Source organism: Parafrigoribacterium mesophilum (assembly GCF_039652555.1).
Lineage (GTDB): Bacteria > Actinomycetota > Actinomycetes > Actinomycetales > Microbacteriaceae > Parafrigoribacterium > Parafrigoribacterium mesophilum.
In genome coordinates this window covers 168,409-183,837 of record NZ_JBDJAF010000003.1, presented here as the reverse complement: position 1 = coordinate 183,837, position 15,429 = coordinate 168,409, and the positions used below count along the sequence as shown (strand labels likewise).

Sequence of the window (15,429 nt, the reverse complement as noted above, 5' to 3'; positions counted from 1 at the left end):
TGCGGGGGATGGGTGGGCGCTAGGCAAGCGTGGTGAGCAGGCGCTGTAGCGAGTCGAGGCGGAGTTTGCCGATCGTGCCCAGGTCACCGGACTCGGCGCGTTCCATGATGGCGCAGTCCGGCGAGTCAGGCAGGTGCGTGCAGCCCCGTGGGCACTCTTGTGCGATGACGGCGAGGTCGGTGAAGGACCGCAGGATGTTGTCCGGGTTCACGTGGCCGAGCCCGAACGACCGCACCCCCGGTGTGTCGATGATCCAGCCATCGCCCACCCGGTACGAGACGGTCGACGACGAGGTGTGCCGACCCCGCCCGGTGACCGTGTTGACCCGCCCGATCGCTCGATGCGCCTGCGGCACCAGTGCGTTCACCAGTGTCGACTTGCCGACACCCGAGTGCCCGACCGCGACGGTGGTGTGACCGGCCAGCAGGTCACGAAGCTCCTCGACCGGGATGGCATCTTGGGTGCTGGTGACCACGGTCAGATCGAGCGCGGCGAAGTTCGCCAGAAACTCGGTGGGGTCCGCCAGATCGGTCTTCGTCACGCAGAGAATGGCCGCGATGCCGGCATCGAACGCGGCGACGAGGTACCTGTCCACCAGGCGCGGCCTCGGCTGCGGGTCGGCGGCGGCGACGACGATCAGCATCTGGTCGGCATTGGCGACGATGATGCGTTCCACCTCGTCCGTGTCGTCGGCGCTGCGGCGCAGCACGGTCACGCGCGGCTGAATGCGCACGATTCGGGAGAGCGATCCCGTGTCGCCCGACGTGTCGCCCACGATGTCGACCAGGTCACCGGTGACGATCGAATGTTTGCGCAACTCGCTGGCCCGGGAGGCGGTGACGACGCGTTCGGCCTCGGTGCGCTCGCCGACCAACACCGTGTACCGCCCGCGGTCCACGGTCACCACCCGTCCGGTGACCGCATCCTCGTGCCCAGGGCGGATCTTGGTGCGCGCCCGATTGCCCTTGGGGTTGGGGCGCACCCTGGCCTGAAAGTCGGCGTACTTGTCCTCATCGTCTTCGCCGGAGTCGGTGAGCCAGCTCATCGACTTACAGGATGCTGAGCGGATCGACCGAGACCCTGGTCAGCCCCAGAAGCGGTCCGAGCCACAGCGACGCGAACTCCGGCAGTGTCTTGGTCGTGGTCTCGATGTCTTCGATGTCCACGCCGGGGACCGCCAGTCCGATGATGGCACCGGCCGTCGCCATCCGGTGGTCTTCGTAGGTGTGCCAGAGACCGCCGTGCAGCGGGGCAGGCTCGATGGCGAGGCCGTCGTCCGACTCGGTGACCGATCCGCCCAGGGCGTTGATCTCTGCGGTCAGCGCCGCCAGCCGGTTCGACTCATGCCCCCGCAGATGACCGATCCCGGTGATGCGGCTGGGGCCGGATGCCAGAGCGGCCAACGCGACGAGTGCCGGCGCGAGCTCGCCGCAGTCGCTGAGGTCCACCTCGACACCGGGGATGCCATCGCCGGCCACGCCCGTGCCGCCGTCGACGGTGAGGGCGCCTTCCGAGAAGGTGACGGTCGCGCCGAACAGTGGAAGCAGTTCCTTCAGCCGGGCGCCGACCTGGGTGGTCTCCTCCGGCCAGCCATCGATGGTGACCGTGCCACCGGCCACAAGGGCCGCCGCCAGGAACGGTGCGGCGTTGGACAGGTCCGGTTCGATGTCGACATCGCGCGCCGCGATCGGCCCGGCCGGAACGATCCAGTGGCCAGGCTGCGGCGTCTGCACCTGCACGCCGCGGGCCGCCAGAGTGTCGATGGTCATCTCGATGTGCGGAAGGCTGGGTAGCGTGGCGCCGGTGTGCCGCAGCGCCAGCCCGTTGGTGAAGCGCGCAGCGACCAACAGCAGCGCCGAGATGAACTGGCTCGACGCGGAGGCATCCACGTCGATCTCCCCACCGGCGACAGCGCCCTCCCCATACAGGCTGAACGGCAGGCGCCCGCGGCCGTCGTCGGTGACATCTACCCCCAGCGCACGCAGCGAGGCGATAGTGCCCCGCATCGGGCGTTTCCGGGCACTGATGTCTCCATCGAAAGCGACCGGCCCCAGGGCCAGCGCGGCCACCGGCGGAACGAAACGCATCACGGTGCCGGCGAGACCGCACTCGATCGACGCGCCGCCGCTGAGTTCGCCGGGGGTCACCAGAAGGTCCATGCCGAACTTGCCGGATCCGGACACCTCGACAATGGAGGTGCCCAATGCCTTCAGTGCGTCCACCATCAGGTTGGTGTCGCGCGAGTGCAGCGGTGCGCGCAGCAGGGATGGGCCGTCGGCGAGGGCGGCGAGCACGAGTTCCCGGTTGGTGAGCGACTTGGAACCGGGCAGGCGCAGGGTGGCGTTCAGCGGATGCGAGGCCAGGGGCGCGGCCCACGGACCCGAATCGGTGACCAACTCGTTGTTGTCGTCGTACGGATCGAACTCAGGCGCGGAATAGTTGGATACAAGCATTGGTTACCAGAGTATCGGCAGAACACGGATCGAACAGGGGTGGCCAGTGACAATTGTGCTCGACCAGCCACCGCTCGCACGCCTAGATGGCTTCTCCCCTCGCAAAGTAAGCTGGGCGGCGATGACAACTTCGACCGGCGATGCCGCAGACTTCGATTCGAACGCTGCTGATTCACGCGAGGCGGAATCGGCCGCATCCGTGCCGCCGGAGACCGAGGCCGTGGAGACGCCGGCGGAGTCCGGCGACGTGCGCGCACTGTTCGAGGAACAAGCGCTGCCCTACATGGACCAGCTGTATGCGGCGGCGATGCGGATGACGCGCAATCCGGCCGACGCGGCGGACCTCGTGCAGGAAACCTTCGTCAAGGCCTTTGCCGCGTTCGAGCAGTTCAAGCAGGGCACCAACCTGAAGGCGTGGCTGTACCGCATCCAGACCAACACGTTCATCAACAGCTATCGCAAGAAGCAGCGTGACCCGTACCAGGGCACGATCGATGAACTCGAAGACTGGCAGCTCGGCAATGCCGTGTCTGCGACGGCAACCACATCGCGTTCGGCAGAGGCGGAAGCCATCGATCACCTGCCCGACAGCGCCGTCAAAGACGCGTTGCAGTCGATCCCTGAAGACTTTCGCCTGGCGGTCTACTTCGCCGACGTGGAGGGCTTCTCCTATCAGGAGATTGCCGACATCATGAAAACTCCAGTAGGCACCGTTATGAGCCGTCTGCATCGCGGCAGACGGATGCTGCGCGAACTGCTGGCCCAATATGCGCACGGACGCGGCATCGCCTCCGCGCAAAGCTCTGGGAGTGGAAAATGACCGATTGCGGTTGCGAAAAAGCGAAAGCAGAACTGGAAGAGTACCTGCACAACGAACTGGCCAGCGGCGAACTCAACGACATCGTCGAGCACCTCGCAAGCTGCCACGACTGCGAGGGCGAACACCATGTCGGTGTTGTGCTGACCGAAAAGGTGCGACGCGCCTGCGCCGAGAAGGCCCCAGCCGACCTGCGCACCCAGGTGCTGCTGAGCCTGCGCAAGACCCGAGTCGGCTGAGCGAGGCGCCGGCGAAGGCGCCCCGCCCGTCGATGAGCGGGCCGGTCGTCGGCTAGATGGTCAGTGCCCTGGCAATGACGTCGGCTTGCTCCTGCGCGCTGCGCTTCGTCGATCCGGTGGCCGGTGACGCGGAGGCCGGTCGGCTCACTCCGGTGATCGGGCGCCCTCCGAGCAGCGGCGCCAATTCCTGAAGCAGGAACGGCCATGCACCCATGTTGTTCGGCTCTTCCTGCGCCCACACGATTTCCGCGGACGGGTACCGGGCCAGCACGGCGAGGATTTCCTCGATCGGCAGCGGGTAGTACTGCTCCAACCGCACAAGGGCGACATCGGCGGCCTCGCGCTTCAGCGCCTCCGCGTTGAGGTCCCAGTACAGCTTGCCCGAGGTGAGCACGACCCGCTTCACGGCGGCGGAATCCTGGATCCTGACATCGTCGATGACCGTCTCGAACTTACCCGAGGTGAAGTCGGCGATGGCGCTGGTCGCATCCCGCCGGCGCAGCATCGACTTCGGGGTGAAGACGATGAGCGGGCGGCGCGGCCGGGCGTAGGCCTGACGACGGAGCAGGTGGAAGTACGACGCGGGCGTCGACGGATGCGTGACGGTGAGGTTGTTCTCCGCGCACAGCTGCAGGTACCGCTCGATGCGTGCCGAGGAGTGGTCCGGGCCCTGACCCTCGTAGCCGTGGGGCAGCAGCATCACCACGCCGGAGCGTTGCGACCACTTCTGCTCGGCGCTGGAGACGAACTCGTCGACGATGATCTGGGCGCCGTTGGCGAAGTCGCCGAACTGGGCTTCCCACAGCACCAGCGCATCCGCCCGTTCCACCGAGTAGCCGTATTCGTAGCCGAGGGCGGCGTACTCGCTCAGCAGCGAGTCGTAGATCCAGAACCTAGCCTGCTTCTCGCTGAGGTTGCCGAGCGGCAACCACTCCTGGCCATTTCCGCGGTCGTGCAGGATGGCGTGCCGGGAGACGAACGTGCCGCGACGGGTGTCCTGCCCGGCCATCCGCACCGGTGTGCCCTCCAGCAGCAGCGAGCCGAACGCCAGCAGTTCGCCGAACGCCCAGTCGATCGAACCGTTGCGGCTCATGCCGACCCGCTTTTTCAGCAGCGCCTGCAGCTTGGGATGCACCGTGAAGCCGGCCGGCGCGTTGTCGTGCGCGTCTCCGATGAGCTCGATGATGCTGGTGTCCACGCCGGTGCTCTCCGGCTCGCCGGCGCCAGCGTCACGCTGGGACTGCGGCAACTCCAGATCGTTCACGGCGACGTTTCCGTCCACGATGATCGGGATGGATGCCGTTTGCGCCGCGTGGGTCTCCGCGAAGGCCCGCTCTAGGCGGTCCTGGAAGTCCTGGTGGGCGGCGTCGTATTCCTCTTCGGTGATGTCGCCGCGGCCGACGAGCGCCTCGGCGTACAAGGTACGCACGCTGCGCTTGGCCTCGATCAGGTTGTACATCAGCGGCTGCGTCATCGAGGGGTCGTCGCCCTCGTTGTGGCCGCGACGGCGGTAGCAGATCAGGTCGATGACGACGTCTTTGTGGAACTCCTGCCGGAACGCGAAGGCGAGTTCGGCGATGCGCACCACGGCCTCCGGGTCGTCGCCGTTCACGTGGAAGATCGGCGCCTGGATGGTCTTGGCCACGTCGGTGGAGTACACCGAGGTGCGGCCTTCATCCGGCGAGGTGGTGAAGCCCACCTGGTTGTTGATGTTGATGTGGATGGTGCCGCCGGTGCGGTAGCCGCGCAGCTGGGACATCTGCAGGATCTCGACCACGACGCCCTGGCCGGCCATCGCCGCGTCGCCGTGCACCATCACGGGGAGCACCCGGAAGCTGCCGATCGGCTTGCGGTCCTGCTTGGCGCGGACGATGCCCTCCATGACGCCGTCAACGGCTTCCAGGTGCGACGGGTTCGCCACCAGGTACACCGGCACCTGCTCGCCGTTGGCGGCCGTGAAGGTGCCCTCGGTGCCGAGGTGGTATTTCACGTCGCCGGAGCCCTGCACGGTGCGGGGGTCTTGGGTGCCCTCGAACTCGCGGAAGATCTGGCCGTAGGTCTTGCCGGCGATGTTGGTCAACACGTTGAGCCGGCCGCGGTGGGCCATGCCGATGACGACCTCTTCGAGTTTCTCGTCCGCGGCGCCCTGCAGGATGGCATCCAGTAGTGCGATGGTGGACTCGCCGCCCTCGAGGCTGAACCGCTTCTGGCCGACGTATTTGGTCTGCAGGAAGGTTTCGAACGCCTCGGACTCGTTGAGCTTGGCCAGGATGCGCATCTGCTCGTCGTGGCCGGGCTTGGAGTACGGCCGCTCGACGCGGTCCTGGATCCACTGCCGCTGCTCCGGGTCCTGGATGTGCATGTACTCGATGCCGACGGTGCGGCAGTACGAGTCGCGGAGGATGCCCAGGATGTCGCGCAGTTTGGCGCTGCGCCGGCCGCCGAAGCCGCCGGTGACGAACTCGCGGTCCAGGTCCCAGAAGGTGAGTCCGTGCTTGTAGATGTCCAGGTCCGGATGCATCCGCTGGCGGTATTCCAGCGGGTCGATGTCGGCCATCAGGTGGCCGCGCACCCGGAACGAATTGATCAGCTCGTGCACCCTGGTGGCCCGGCTGACATCGTCCGCGAGGTCGACGCTGATGTCCATGCCCCAGCGGATCGGGTCGTACGGGATGCGCAGCGCGGCGAAGATCTCCTCGTAGAAGCCGTGCTCCCCGGTGAGCAGCTCCTGCACGATCTTGAGGAACTCGCCGGAACCGGCGCCCTGGATGACCCGGTGGTCATAGGTGGAGGTCAGCGTGATGGTCTGCCCGATCGCCAGGTCGACGACCGTCTTCACGGAGGCGCCGCGGTATTCCGCGGGGTACTGCAGGGCGCCGGCGCCGATGATGCAGCCCTGGCCGCGCATCAGGCGTGGCACCGAGTGCTCGGTGCCGATGCCGCCCGGGTTGGTCAGCGAGACGGTGGTGCCGGCGAAGTCGTCGGCGGTGAGCTTGTTGGTGCGCGCCTTGGCGACCAATTCCTCATAGGCGGCGATGAACTCGCCGAAGCCCATGGTGTCGGCACGCTTGATGCCGGGCACCAGCAGGGCGCGGCTGCCATCGGGTTTCGGGATGTCGATGGCCAGGCCCAGCGTGGTGTGGGTCGGCGCGACGACCGACGGCTTGCCGTCGATCTCCTCGTAGTAGACGTTCTGGCTGGGGAACTGCTTGATCGCCTGGATGAGCGCCCAGCCGATCAGGTGGGTGAACGAGACCTTGCCGCCGCGGGAGCGCTTGAGGTGGTTGTTGATGACGATGCGGTTGTCGATCATCAGCTTCGCGGGGATCGTGCGCACGCTGGTCGCGGTGGGAACCGTGAGGCTCGCGTTCATGTTCGTGACCAGGGCCTTGGCCATGCCGCGGATCGGGGTCACGGTGCTTTCGGGCTCGGCCTGACCCGCGGAAGCATCCGCGGCGGCCGGCGCGGTGGTGCGGGGAGCCTCGGCGGGGATCGGCTGCGGCTTCGGCTCGATGGACGTGGTCCGGGCCACCGGCTGAGCGCTGGTCGCCGTGGGTGAGGCCGGCGCTGCCGGAGCGGCCGGTGCCGTCGGTTGTGCCTGCGGTGCGGCAGTTGCCTGCGGTGCTGCAGCGGCCTGCGGTGCTGCGGCGGGGGCGGCCGGCGCCTGAGATGCGGCGGCGGTACCGTCGGCGGGGAGTCCCGCCGTGGCCTCGGTGGTGTCTACCGGACGGTAGCGTTCCAGGATGGGCCACCACGACTGGGCGACGGAGTTTTTGTCGACGATGTATTTCTCGTAGAGTTCGTCGACGAGCCACTCGTTGGCTCCGAACTCGTTCGAGGATGCGTCCTGCGACTCCACCCCGGTTACTTGGCTAGACAAAGCCCACCGCCCACTTTCCGTTGCTTCTGTCTTGGATCAGTGTGCGCGACCCTTGCTGGTCACACACCTACCAAGCTTAATCGGTTTGCAACCCCCCTGCCGACCGGAGCCCCAGGCACTACCTTTAAAAACATGCAGTTTTACGACGCGACGCCGGAGCACGATCTGACCTATTCGGACGTCTTCCTGATCCCCGGACGTTCCAGCGTCGGCAGCAGACTCGATGTGTCGCTGGCGCCGTCGGACGGCACCGGGATGTCCATTCCCATCGTGTCCGCCAACATGAACTCCGTCACCGGGCCGCGGCTCGCCGCGACGTTGGCCCGACGTGGCGGGATGGGAGTCTTGCCCCAGGACCTGCACCTGCAAGAGCTGGACACCGCCATCCGCTGGGTCAAGGAGCAGCCGGTCGGCTTCGACACGCCGATCGTGCTCGGTCCGGAGCAGACCGTGGCCGCCGCGTTGCGGCTGGTGCCGTCGGTGGCCGGTCACGGCATCGTGGTCCGGGATGCCGACGGCGACGTGCTGGGCTGCATCTCCGCCAACGCCCTGGGCAGCGCGCTGCCGGATGCCCGGCTGGGCGATCTGGTCCAGGAGCGACTGGCATCCATCGATGCCGACGACGTGACCGAGCCGCGAGCCGCCTTCGATCTGATGGTCGCCGCCGACCTCGAATTCGCGCCGGTGTTGCGGCGCGGGGTGCTGGTCGGCACACTCAGCCGCAAGAGTGCCTTGCGTTCCACGCTGTACCAGCCGGCCGTGGATGCCGGCGGTCGCCTGCTGGTGGCCGCCGCGTTGGGGATCAACGGGGACGTCGAAGAAAAGGCGCGGGCGCTGGTCGCCGCCGGTGTCGATGTGCTGGTGCTCGACACGGCGCACGGCCACCAGAGCGCGATGCTGCGCGCCATCGGCATCGTCGCCGGCCTGAACCTGTCCGTTCCGATCGTCGCAGGCAACGTCGTGACCGCCGCGGCCGTGACGGAGCTCGTCGAAGCCGGCGCGAACATCATCAAGGTGGGTGTCGGACCGGGCGCCATGTGCACCACGAGAATGATGACCGCGGTGGGCCGCCCGCAGTTCTCCACAGTGCTGGAGACCGCCGAAGCGGCGCGCTCGCTCGGCGCCCATGTCTGGGCGGATGGCGGGGTGCGCTACCCGAGGGACGTGGCGCTGGCGCTCGCGGCCGGCGCGGCATCCGTGATGATCGGGTCTTGGTTCGCCGGCACGATCGAGGCACCCGGCATGCTCGAAACGGATGACACCGGCCGGGTGTACAAGGAAAGCTGGGGGATGGCCTCCACCAAGGCGGTGCGGGACCGGTTCGACCGACTCGACCCGTATGAGTTGGCGCGCAAGACGCTGTTCGCCGAGGGCATCTCAAGCTCGAAAATCTACCTGGATCCGCTGCGACCGTCTCTGGAAGACCTGCTCGACATGATCACCTCGGGGGTGCGTTCCTCGTTCACCTACTCCGGTGCGACGACCCTGGACGAGTTCCAGGAACGCGCCCTGGTCGGGTTGCAGTCCGCATCCGGTTACGAGGAGGGCAAGGCCCTCCCGGTCGGCTGGTAGCCCCGCACCCCGTACCCCGTACCCCGTACCCCGCATCCGCACTCCTCGCCCGTCCCGTCTCATGCCCACCCCGCCCCCGTCCCGTTTCACGGAGTTTCTGTACTTCGGGCACCCGCATCCCGGTATCCGGTGCCGTCGGTGACAGAAACTCCTTGAAACGGGTGGGGACGGATGTTGCAGGGGAGCCGGATATACTCGGTCGAATAATGGACGACCCCCCTTCTCGTCGCTGCGTCGGTGTTCCCGGTGCATGAATTAGTTCTGCTGGGCGTTGGGATCCTCCTCACCATCGGCACCGGCTTCTTCGTCGCCTCCGAGTTCTCGCTGGTCAATCTGGACCGGTCGGATCTCGAAGCCCGTGAGGCCCGTGGCGAGCGTGGCCTGGCGAAGTCCATCGGTGCGCTGAAGGTGACCTCCACCCACCTGTCGAGTGCCCAACTCGGCATCACCCTCACCACCCTGCTCACCGGGTTCACCATGGAGCCGGCGTTCAGTGGACTGCTGCGCCCCGTGCTGTCCGACCTGGGCTTGGCCCCGGTCGCCGTGGCCGCCATCGCCACGGTGGCCGCCGTGGTGATCGCCACCCTGGTCTCCATGATCATCGGCGAGCTGGTCCCGAAAAACTTCGCGCTGGCGCTCCCGCTGGCGACGGCCAAACTCGTCATCCCATTCCAGGTGGCGTTCACCGTTGTGTTCAAGCCGGCGGTACTGCTGCTCAACAACACCGCCAACCTCATCCTGAGGTCCCTCGGCATCGAACCGAAGGAAGAGCTGTCATCGGCCAGGACCGCCGAGGAACTGCGCTCCCTGGTGCGCCGGTCGGCCCGCGAGGGCAGCCTCGATGTCGACACGGCGACCCTGCTCTCCCGCACCCTCGTGTTCAGCCGGCACACGGCGGACGACGTGATGACGCCCCGGCTGAGCATGGCGAGCGTGGATCGCAGCGACCCCGCCCAGGCCGTCATCGACCTGGCCAAGCAAACCGGTTTCTCCCGGTTCCCGGTCACTGACGACAACATCGACGACGTCGTCGGGTTGGTGCACGTGAAGCAGGCGATCGCCGTGCCGCGGGAGAAGCGCTCCGACGTGCCGGTGGCGGCGCTGCAATCCGAGGCGCTGCGGGTGCCGGAGACCATGAAACTCGACGTGCTGCTCGGCGAACTACGCGGTCGCGGCTACCAGATGGCCGTGGTCGTCGACGAGTATGGCGGCACGGCCGGAGTCGCCACCCTGGAAGACCTGGTGGAGGAACTCGTCGGGGAGGTCGCCGACGAACACGACCGCGCCAGAGTGGGCGTGGTGCGCTCCCGGGACTGGGTCACCTTCCCCGGCATCCTGCGCCCCGATGAGCTTCTCGAGCGTGCCGGAGTCAGCGTGCCGGAGGACGGCCCCTACGAAACCATCGGCGGCTTCATCATGAGCCAGCTGGGCCGGTTGCCGCTGGTCGGAGACACCGTCTCGGTGCCAGCCGGGGTCTTCCGCGTGGAGCGGCTGGACGGCCGACGCATCGACCGGGTTCGGTTCACCCCGAACGAACCCGAGATCGGCCCCGCAGGGCTCGAGCCGGCGGCGAAACGATGAACGAGTGGTGGGGCATCGCCTGGCTGGGCATCCTGCTCATCGCCAACGCCTTCTTCGTCGCCGCGGAGTTCGCCGTGATCTCGGCCCGCCGGTCGCAGATCGAGCCGCGCGCCGAATCCGGCAACAAGTCCGCGAAAACCACACTGTGGGCCATGGAACACGCCACGCTGATGTTGGCGACCAGCCAACTGGGCATCACCGTGTGCTCGCTGCTGATCCTTAATGTGTCGGAGCCGGCCATCCACCACATCCTCGAGATCCCGCTGACCATGATCGGGCTGTCGGATGCGGCCACGGCGACGATCGCGTTCATCGTCGCGCTCGTGATCGTGTCGTTCTTGCACGTGGTGATCGGGGAGATGGTGCCGAAGAACCTGTCGTTCTCCGTCCCCGATCGTGCGGCGCTGTTCCTGGCACCACCGCTCGTGTTCTTCGCGACGATGCTGCGGCCGGTCACCCAGGCGTTGAACGCCACGGCCAACGGGGTGGTCAGGCTGTTCCGCGTCGAGCCGAGGAACGAGGCCAACAGCGCATTCACGGTCGACGAGGTGGCGAACATCGTCGCGCAATCCACCAAGGCCGGAGTGCTCACCGACAGCATCGGCGCCCTCAACGCGGCGTTCGAGTTCAGTGTGAAGAAGGTGTCCGACATCGCGGTGCGGATGCCGGACCTGATCAGCTTGTCGGAGGCGGCCACTCCGGCCGATGTGGAGCGCTCCGTCGCCCAGCACGGCTTCTCACGTTACGTCCTGGTCGACGAGCGCGACGAGCCGACCGGTTACCTGCACCTCAAGGACGTTCTCGACCTGGAAGGCACCGAGGAGTTCGGCGAACCTGTGCCGCCGAAGCGCATCCGGCAGCTCATCTCCATCTTCGAGGGCACCGACCTCGAGGACGCGTTGACGAGCATGCGCCGGCTCGGCGTGCACCTGGCCCGGGTGTTCGACGAGGCGGGAACCACCAGGGGGGTGCTGTTCCTCGAGGACATCATCGAGGAACTGGTCGGCGAAGTGCAGGATGCGACCCGCCGCCGCTCCTAGAGAAACGCGGCGCGCGCCGACCGGCTGCCGCTGGGGACGGCGAGCCCGCCGAGGAAGTCACGCAGCCCCTCGACGGTGACGAACAGGTGGCTGGTCGCGCCGAGCGACGCGGCGCCGTCCACGTTCTCCTGCTTGTTGTCGATGAAGATCATGTCGGCCGGGACGATTCCGAGTTCTTCGGCGACCTCGTCGAAGATCTCCTGGTAGGGCTTGCGCATCCCCAGCTCCGCGCTGATGAACACCCTCTCGAAGAACCTCGCCATCGGGGAGAACCGGAACGGACTGCCGAAGTCGAATCCGGCGTTCGAGAGCATGGCCATTCTGGTGTTTCCGGCATGCAAGTCGGCGAGCACGTCGAAGGTATCCGGGTTGACGCTGAGCCAGCTGCGGAAATCGGCGAGCCAGAGCTGCTGGATGCGGGACTCGCTGAAGGGCAGCGCCAGGTCATCGCCGATGCGTTTCCAGTAGTCCCTGATGCTCAGCACGCCGTGATCGAGATCGTCGCGGTGCGCCCAGTACGACCGCCAGAACGGCTCGGGTTCCGCCTCAGCCACGGCCAGCAGCGCCGCGCGGTCCGATTCGTTCGGACTGAGCGAGATCACCTCGCCGTAGTCGAAAACCACGACTCGCCCCGGGATATTCAGTGCCAATGGGAACCGCCCTTCCAGCATCCAAACTATCGTGAGACAGATGAGCGCATTTATCGCATGGACACCCGATGATGCCCGCCACTCTATCGCCGTTCCCAGCCCGGCCGACGACAAGTATTCGCGCGGGGTGCTGGGCGTGCTCACCGGTTCCGACGACTTCCCAGGGGCGGCGGTGCTCGGCGTGGAGGCCGCGCTGCGCACCGGGGTGGGAATGGTGCGTTACCTCGGTCCGGCGCGGGTGACCAGGCTGGTGCTGCAGCGTCGGCCCGAGGTGGTGCCGGGCGGAGGACGCGTGCAGGCCTGGCTGATCGGCTCCGGGATATCGGCGCAGCACCGGGGGCCGGTGACGACGGCGCGGGCCATCGACGCGCTCGCCGAGGGCGTGCCCGCGGTGGTGGATTCTGGCGGTCTTGACCTGATCGACTCCGCCACCGGACCGGTCGTGATCACCCCGCACTATCGGGAGCTGGCACGGATGCTGGCGGTCGATTCCGACGACATCGCCGGCGACCCGGAAGGCTGGGCGGTTCGGGCCGCCGACCGGCTCGGCGTGACGGTGCTGCTCAAGGGTCACAACACCTTCATCGCGGCTCCGGATGGCACCAGGTTGATGGTCGCGGGCGCGTCGGCGTGGTTGGCGACTGCGGGCACCGGCGACGCCTTGGCCGGCATCCTCGGTGCCCTCGTGGCGACCCACTCCGGGCAGATCGGTTCGGACGCCGCGGTGCTGCCGCGGCTGGCCGCCAGCGCCGCCGCGCTGCACGCCGTCGCCGCGCAGGCGGCCGGACGGGGTGGTCCGTTCACGGTCCTGGATCTGGCCGGTGCCGTCTCGCCAGTGATCGCCGGATGGTTGGCCCCGTGAGGACTCGTGACGCGCTGCGTCAGGTGCTGCTGAATCCCTTCGCCGCGTGGTGCGGGTTCATCATCGCGCATCTGTGGTTGGGGCTGCTGAACCTGTATGCGGACGGGTATCCGCTCGGTGACGTGACAATGGTCTACAAGTTCTGGGCCGACCAGGTCATCGTGGGACATTACCTCGTGGGGGTCGACGGCGGCTGGGTGTACCCGATCGTCGCGATCCTGCCGATGCTCGCCGCCTCGGCGTTCGGGCCGGCGCTGTACGCGAGCACCTGGCTGGGGCTGGTGATGCTGCTGGATGCGGCCGCGTTCGCGGTGATCCTCGGCGTCCGAGGCGGCGAGCAGAAACGCCGCCGTGTCGTCATCGGCTGGTGGTGGACAGGCTTTCTGATCCTGCTCGGCCCGATCGCCATGGGCAGGATCGACTCGATCACGATCCCGCTCGCCATCGCCGGTGTGCTCATCGTGGCGGCCCGGCCGCAGACGGCAGCGGTCCTGCTGGCCCTCGCCACCTGGATCAAGGTGTGGCCGGCGGCTCTGCTGGCCGCGTTGGTGGTGGCCTCCCGGCAACGCTGGCGCATCCTCGCCGCCGTGGCGGGAACGAGCGCGGCGGTCATGGCGATCGCGCTGCTGCTCGGCGGCGGAGCCAACGTGTTCAGTTTCGTCGGCGAACAGGCCGCGCGCGGTCTTCAGGTGGAGGCGCCGATCAGCACCTTCTGGTTGTGGCAGGCGTTCGCCGGCGTGACCGGCACGTTCGTCTATTACGACCGGGCCATGCTGACCTGGCAGGTGGCCGGCGCGGGTGTGGATGTCGCCAGCACCATGATGACCGTGCTCATGGTGCTGTGCGTGCTGGTGATCGTGCTGATCGCGATGCTGGTGCTCCAGCGCGGCGCGAGCGCCGCCGAAGTGCTTCCGGTTCTCGCGCTGGCCCTGGTCAGCGGGCTCATCGCCTTCAACAAGGTGGGCTCACCACAGTTCATGACCTGGCTGGCCGTGCCCGTGATCCTGGGACTGGCCACCCACGCGGCAGGCCGTGGGCGCTCGTTTCGCACTCCGGCCACCATCGTGGCTGCCCTGGCGGTGCTCACGCAGGCGTTCTACCCGTACCTGTACGGCTGGTTGATCGGGTTGCACCCGTTGATGCTGCTGGTGATCAGCGCGCGGAACGGGCTCGTCTTCGTGCTGCTCGGTTGGGCCATCGCCGCGCTCTGGCGCCTGGAACCGGGCGCCGGCGGGCCCGCATCCCCCGGCGCCGCCTGGATTCTGGGTACCCGGCGTGACACAGTTGAAGAGGTCGATCCGGATCGGAGTTATCAGAACCGGCGTCAGCCGAACCTACGAGGAGGAAGATCATGCTGGTCGCATTTTCGGTAGCACCCAGCGGGGGAGCAGAAGGCGACTCCGTGCACGACGCCGTCGCCGCGGCCGTGCGGGTCGTGCGCGAATCCGGACTGCCGAACCGCACCGACTCGATGTTCACCACCATCGAGGGCGACTGGGACGAGGTGTTCGACGTCGTCCGCCGCGCGACGGATGCGGCCGGCCATTACGGGTCACGGGTGTCGCTGGTGCTGAAGGCGGACATCCGGCCCGGATACACCGGCGAGATCACCGGGAAGCTGGAGCGTCTGGAACAGGTGCTCGACTCCTAGCCGCTGCGGTCAGAATCCGCCGGGCATGTCCTGCTGCAGCAGGATGCCGTCCTGGATCGCACGCTTGCGCAGGGCTACCTTGGTGCCCACGTCGATGCCGGCCACCCGGTACTTCTCCCGGATCCGCTTGAGATAGCTCTTCGCCGTCTCCTCGGAGATACCCAACTGGTAGGCCACCGCCTTGACCGGTTCGCCTCCGCCGTACAACGCCATCACCCGGCGCTCCTGCGCGCTGAGCTTGGGGGCACCGCCGATGTCGCTGGCGCCGAGAGCGAGGTCGAGTTCCGCCGAGACGAACGATTCACCCTTCGTCGCAGCCCGGATCGCCTCGACGATCATGTAGGCGTCTTCGCTCTTGACCAGATAGCCCAGCGCCCCCGCGGCCAGCGCTTCACGCACCACGTTCGGCTCGGAATAGGTGCTCATCAGCACCGTCTTCACGCCGGTGGTCTTCAGGGTCGAGATTTTCAGTGAGATCGGGATGTTGTCTTTGAGGTCGAGGTCCAGCAGCACCACATCAACCGGAAACTCCGGATGCGTGAGCAACTCTGGCCAGGTGGACACCGCGGCGACCATGTCGATGTCGGATGCGGCGTTCCGAATCCACTCGGTCAGCGCGCCCAGGAGCATCTTGTGGTCGTCGACCAACGCGAGCCGAATGGGGCTATTTACTGTGGACACTGA

The 15,429-nt window shown here is 67.2% G+C and carries 13 protein-coding genes; 8 read left to right on the top strand and 5 right to left on the bottom strand.

Annotated elements, in window-relative coordinates; genetic code table 11:
• Positions 1 to 19: 19 nt before the first annotated feature.
• Together rsgA and aroA are read right to left on the bottom strand one after the other, a co-directional pair.
• Positions 20 to 1,045, bottom strand: a complete 1,026-nt coding sequence (rsgA, locus tag ABFX56_RS12540) for a ribosome small subunit-dependent GTPase A (RefSeq protein WP_346233677.1) — start codon at positions 1,043 to 1,045, stop codon at positions 20 to 22.
• A 4-nt stretch (positions 1,046 to 1,049) separates the two neighbouring features.
• Positions 1,050 to 2,453 carry a 3-phosphoshikimate 1-carboxyvinyltransferase gene (gene aroA / locus ABFX56_RS12535; protein ID WP_346233676.1) on the bottom strand — a complete coding sequence of 468 codons (1,404 nt, stop codon included), beginning with the start codon at positions 2,451 to 2,453 and terminating at the stop codon, positions 1,050 to 1,052.
• A gap of 121 nt (positions 2,454 to 2,574) precedes the next feature.
• On the opposite strand from aroA, the gene ABFX56_RS12530 reads away from it, so the two are divergent.
• The gene (locus ABFX56_RS12530; protein WP_428834449.1) at positions 2,575 to 3,273 is read left to right on the top strand and encodes a sigma-70 family RNA polymerase sigma factor; all 699 of its coding nucleotides are present in this window, start codon (positions 2,575 to 2,577) and stop codon (positions 3,271 to 3,273) included.
• Positions 3,270 to 3,509: a zf-HC2 domain-containing protein gene (locus ABFX56_RS12525; RefSeq protein ID WP_346233674.1), complete on the top strand. Its 240-nt coding sequence runs from the start codon at positions 3,270 to 3,272 to the stop codon at positions 3,507 to 3,509. The genes ABFX56_RS12530 and ABFX56_RS12525 overlap by 4 nt, the downstream gene beginning before the upstream one ends.
• Before the next feature lie 52 nt (positions 3,510 to 3,561).
• Here the strand turns inward: ABFX56_RS12525 and ABFX56_RS12520 are convergent, their stop codons facing one another.
• On the bottom strand, positions 3,562 to 7,389 hold the full coding sequence (locus ABFX56_RS12520; protein WP_346233673.1) for a multifunctional oxoglutarate decarboxylase/oxoglutarate dehydrogenase thiamine pyrophosphate-binding subunit/dihydrolipoyllysine-residue succinyltransferase subunit: 3,828 nt from the start codon (positions 7,387 to 7,389) through the stop codon (positions 3,562 to 3,564).
• A 132-nt stretch (positions 7,390 to 7,521) separates the two neighbouring features.
• Between ABFX56_RS12520 and guaB1 the strand changes: the two genes are divergently transcribed.
• The 3 genes from guaB1 (at position 7,522) to ABFX56_RS12505 (ending at position 11,582) form a co-directional block, all read left to right on the top strand.
• Complete coding sequence (gene guaB1, locus ABFX56_RS12515; RefSeq protein WP_346233672.1) at positions 7,522 to 8,961, top strand: GMP reductase; 1,440 nt, start codon at positions 7,522 to 7,524, stop codon at positions 8,959 to 8,961.
• 246 nt (positions 8,962 to 9,207) lie between these two features.
• Positions 9,208 to 10,542, top strand: coding sequence for a hemolysin family protein (locus ABFX56_RS12510; RefSeq protein WP_346233671.1), 1,335 nt, complete (start codon positions 9,208 to 9,210; stop codon positions 10,540 to 10,542).
• A complete protein-coding gene (locus ABFX56_RS12505; protein WP_346233670.1) occupies positions 10,539 to 11,582 on the top strand; it encodes a hemolysin family protein in 1,044 nt (347 codons plus the stop codon). The genes ABFX56_RS12510 and ABFX56_RS12505 overlap by 4 nt, the downstream gene beginning before the upstream one ends.
• Here the strand turns inward: ABFX56_RS12505 and ABFX56_RS12500 are convergent.
• Positions 11,579 to 12,232: an HAD-IA family hydrolase gene (locus tag ABFX56_RS12500; protein WP_346233669.1), complete on the bottom strand. Its 654-nt coding sequence runs from the start codon at positions 12,230 to 12,232 to the stop codon at positions 11,579 to 11,581. The genes ABFX56_RS12505 and ABFX56_RS12500 overlap by 4 nt on opposite strands.
• 40 nt (positions 12,233 to 12,272) lie before the next feature.
• Between ABFX56_RS12500 and ABFX56_RS12495 the strand changes: the two genes are divergently transcribed.
• The 3 genes from ABFX56_RS12495 to ABFX56_RS12485 are packed head-to-tail and all read left to right on the top strand — an operon-like array spanning position 12,273 to position 14,745.
• Entirely contained in the window at positions 12,273 to 13,094 is an 822-nt protein-coding gene (locus ABFX56_RS12495; RefSeq protein ID WP_346233668.1) for an ADP-dependent NAD(P)H-hydrate dehydratase, read from the top strand.
• Positions 13,091 to 14,467 carry a glycosyltransferase 87 family protein gene (locus ABFX56_RS12490; protein WP_346233667.1) on the top strand — a complete coding sequence of 459 codons (1,377 nt, stop codon included), beginning with the start codon at positions 13,091 to 13,093 and terminating at the stop codon, positions 14,465 to 14,467. The genes ABFX56_RS12495 and ABFX56_RS12490 overlap by 4 nt, the downstream gene beginning before the upstream one ends.
• Positions 14,446 to 14,745, top strand: coding sequence for a thiamine-binding protein (locus tag ABFX56_RS12485; RefSeq protein WP_346233666.1), 300 nt, complete (start codon positions 14,446 to 14,448; stop codon positions 14,743 to 14,745). The genes ABFX56_RS12490 and ABFX56_RS12485 overlap by 22 nt, the downstream gene beginning before the upstream one ends.
• Positions 14,746 to 14,754: 9 nt before the next feature.
• Here the strand turns inward: ABFX56_RS12485 and ABFX56_RS12480 are convergent, their stop codons facing one another.
• Positions 14,755 to 15,426, bottom strand: a complete 672-nt coding sequence (locus ABFX56_RS12480) for a response regulator (RefSeq protein WP_346233665.1) — start codon at positions 15,424 to 15,426, stop codon at positions 14,755 to 14,757.
• Between the last annotated feature and the right edge of the window lie 3 nt (positions 15,427 to 15,429).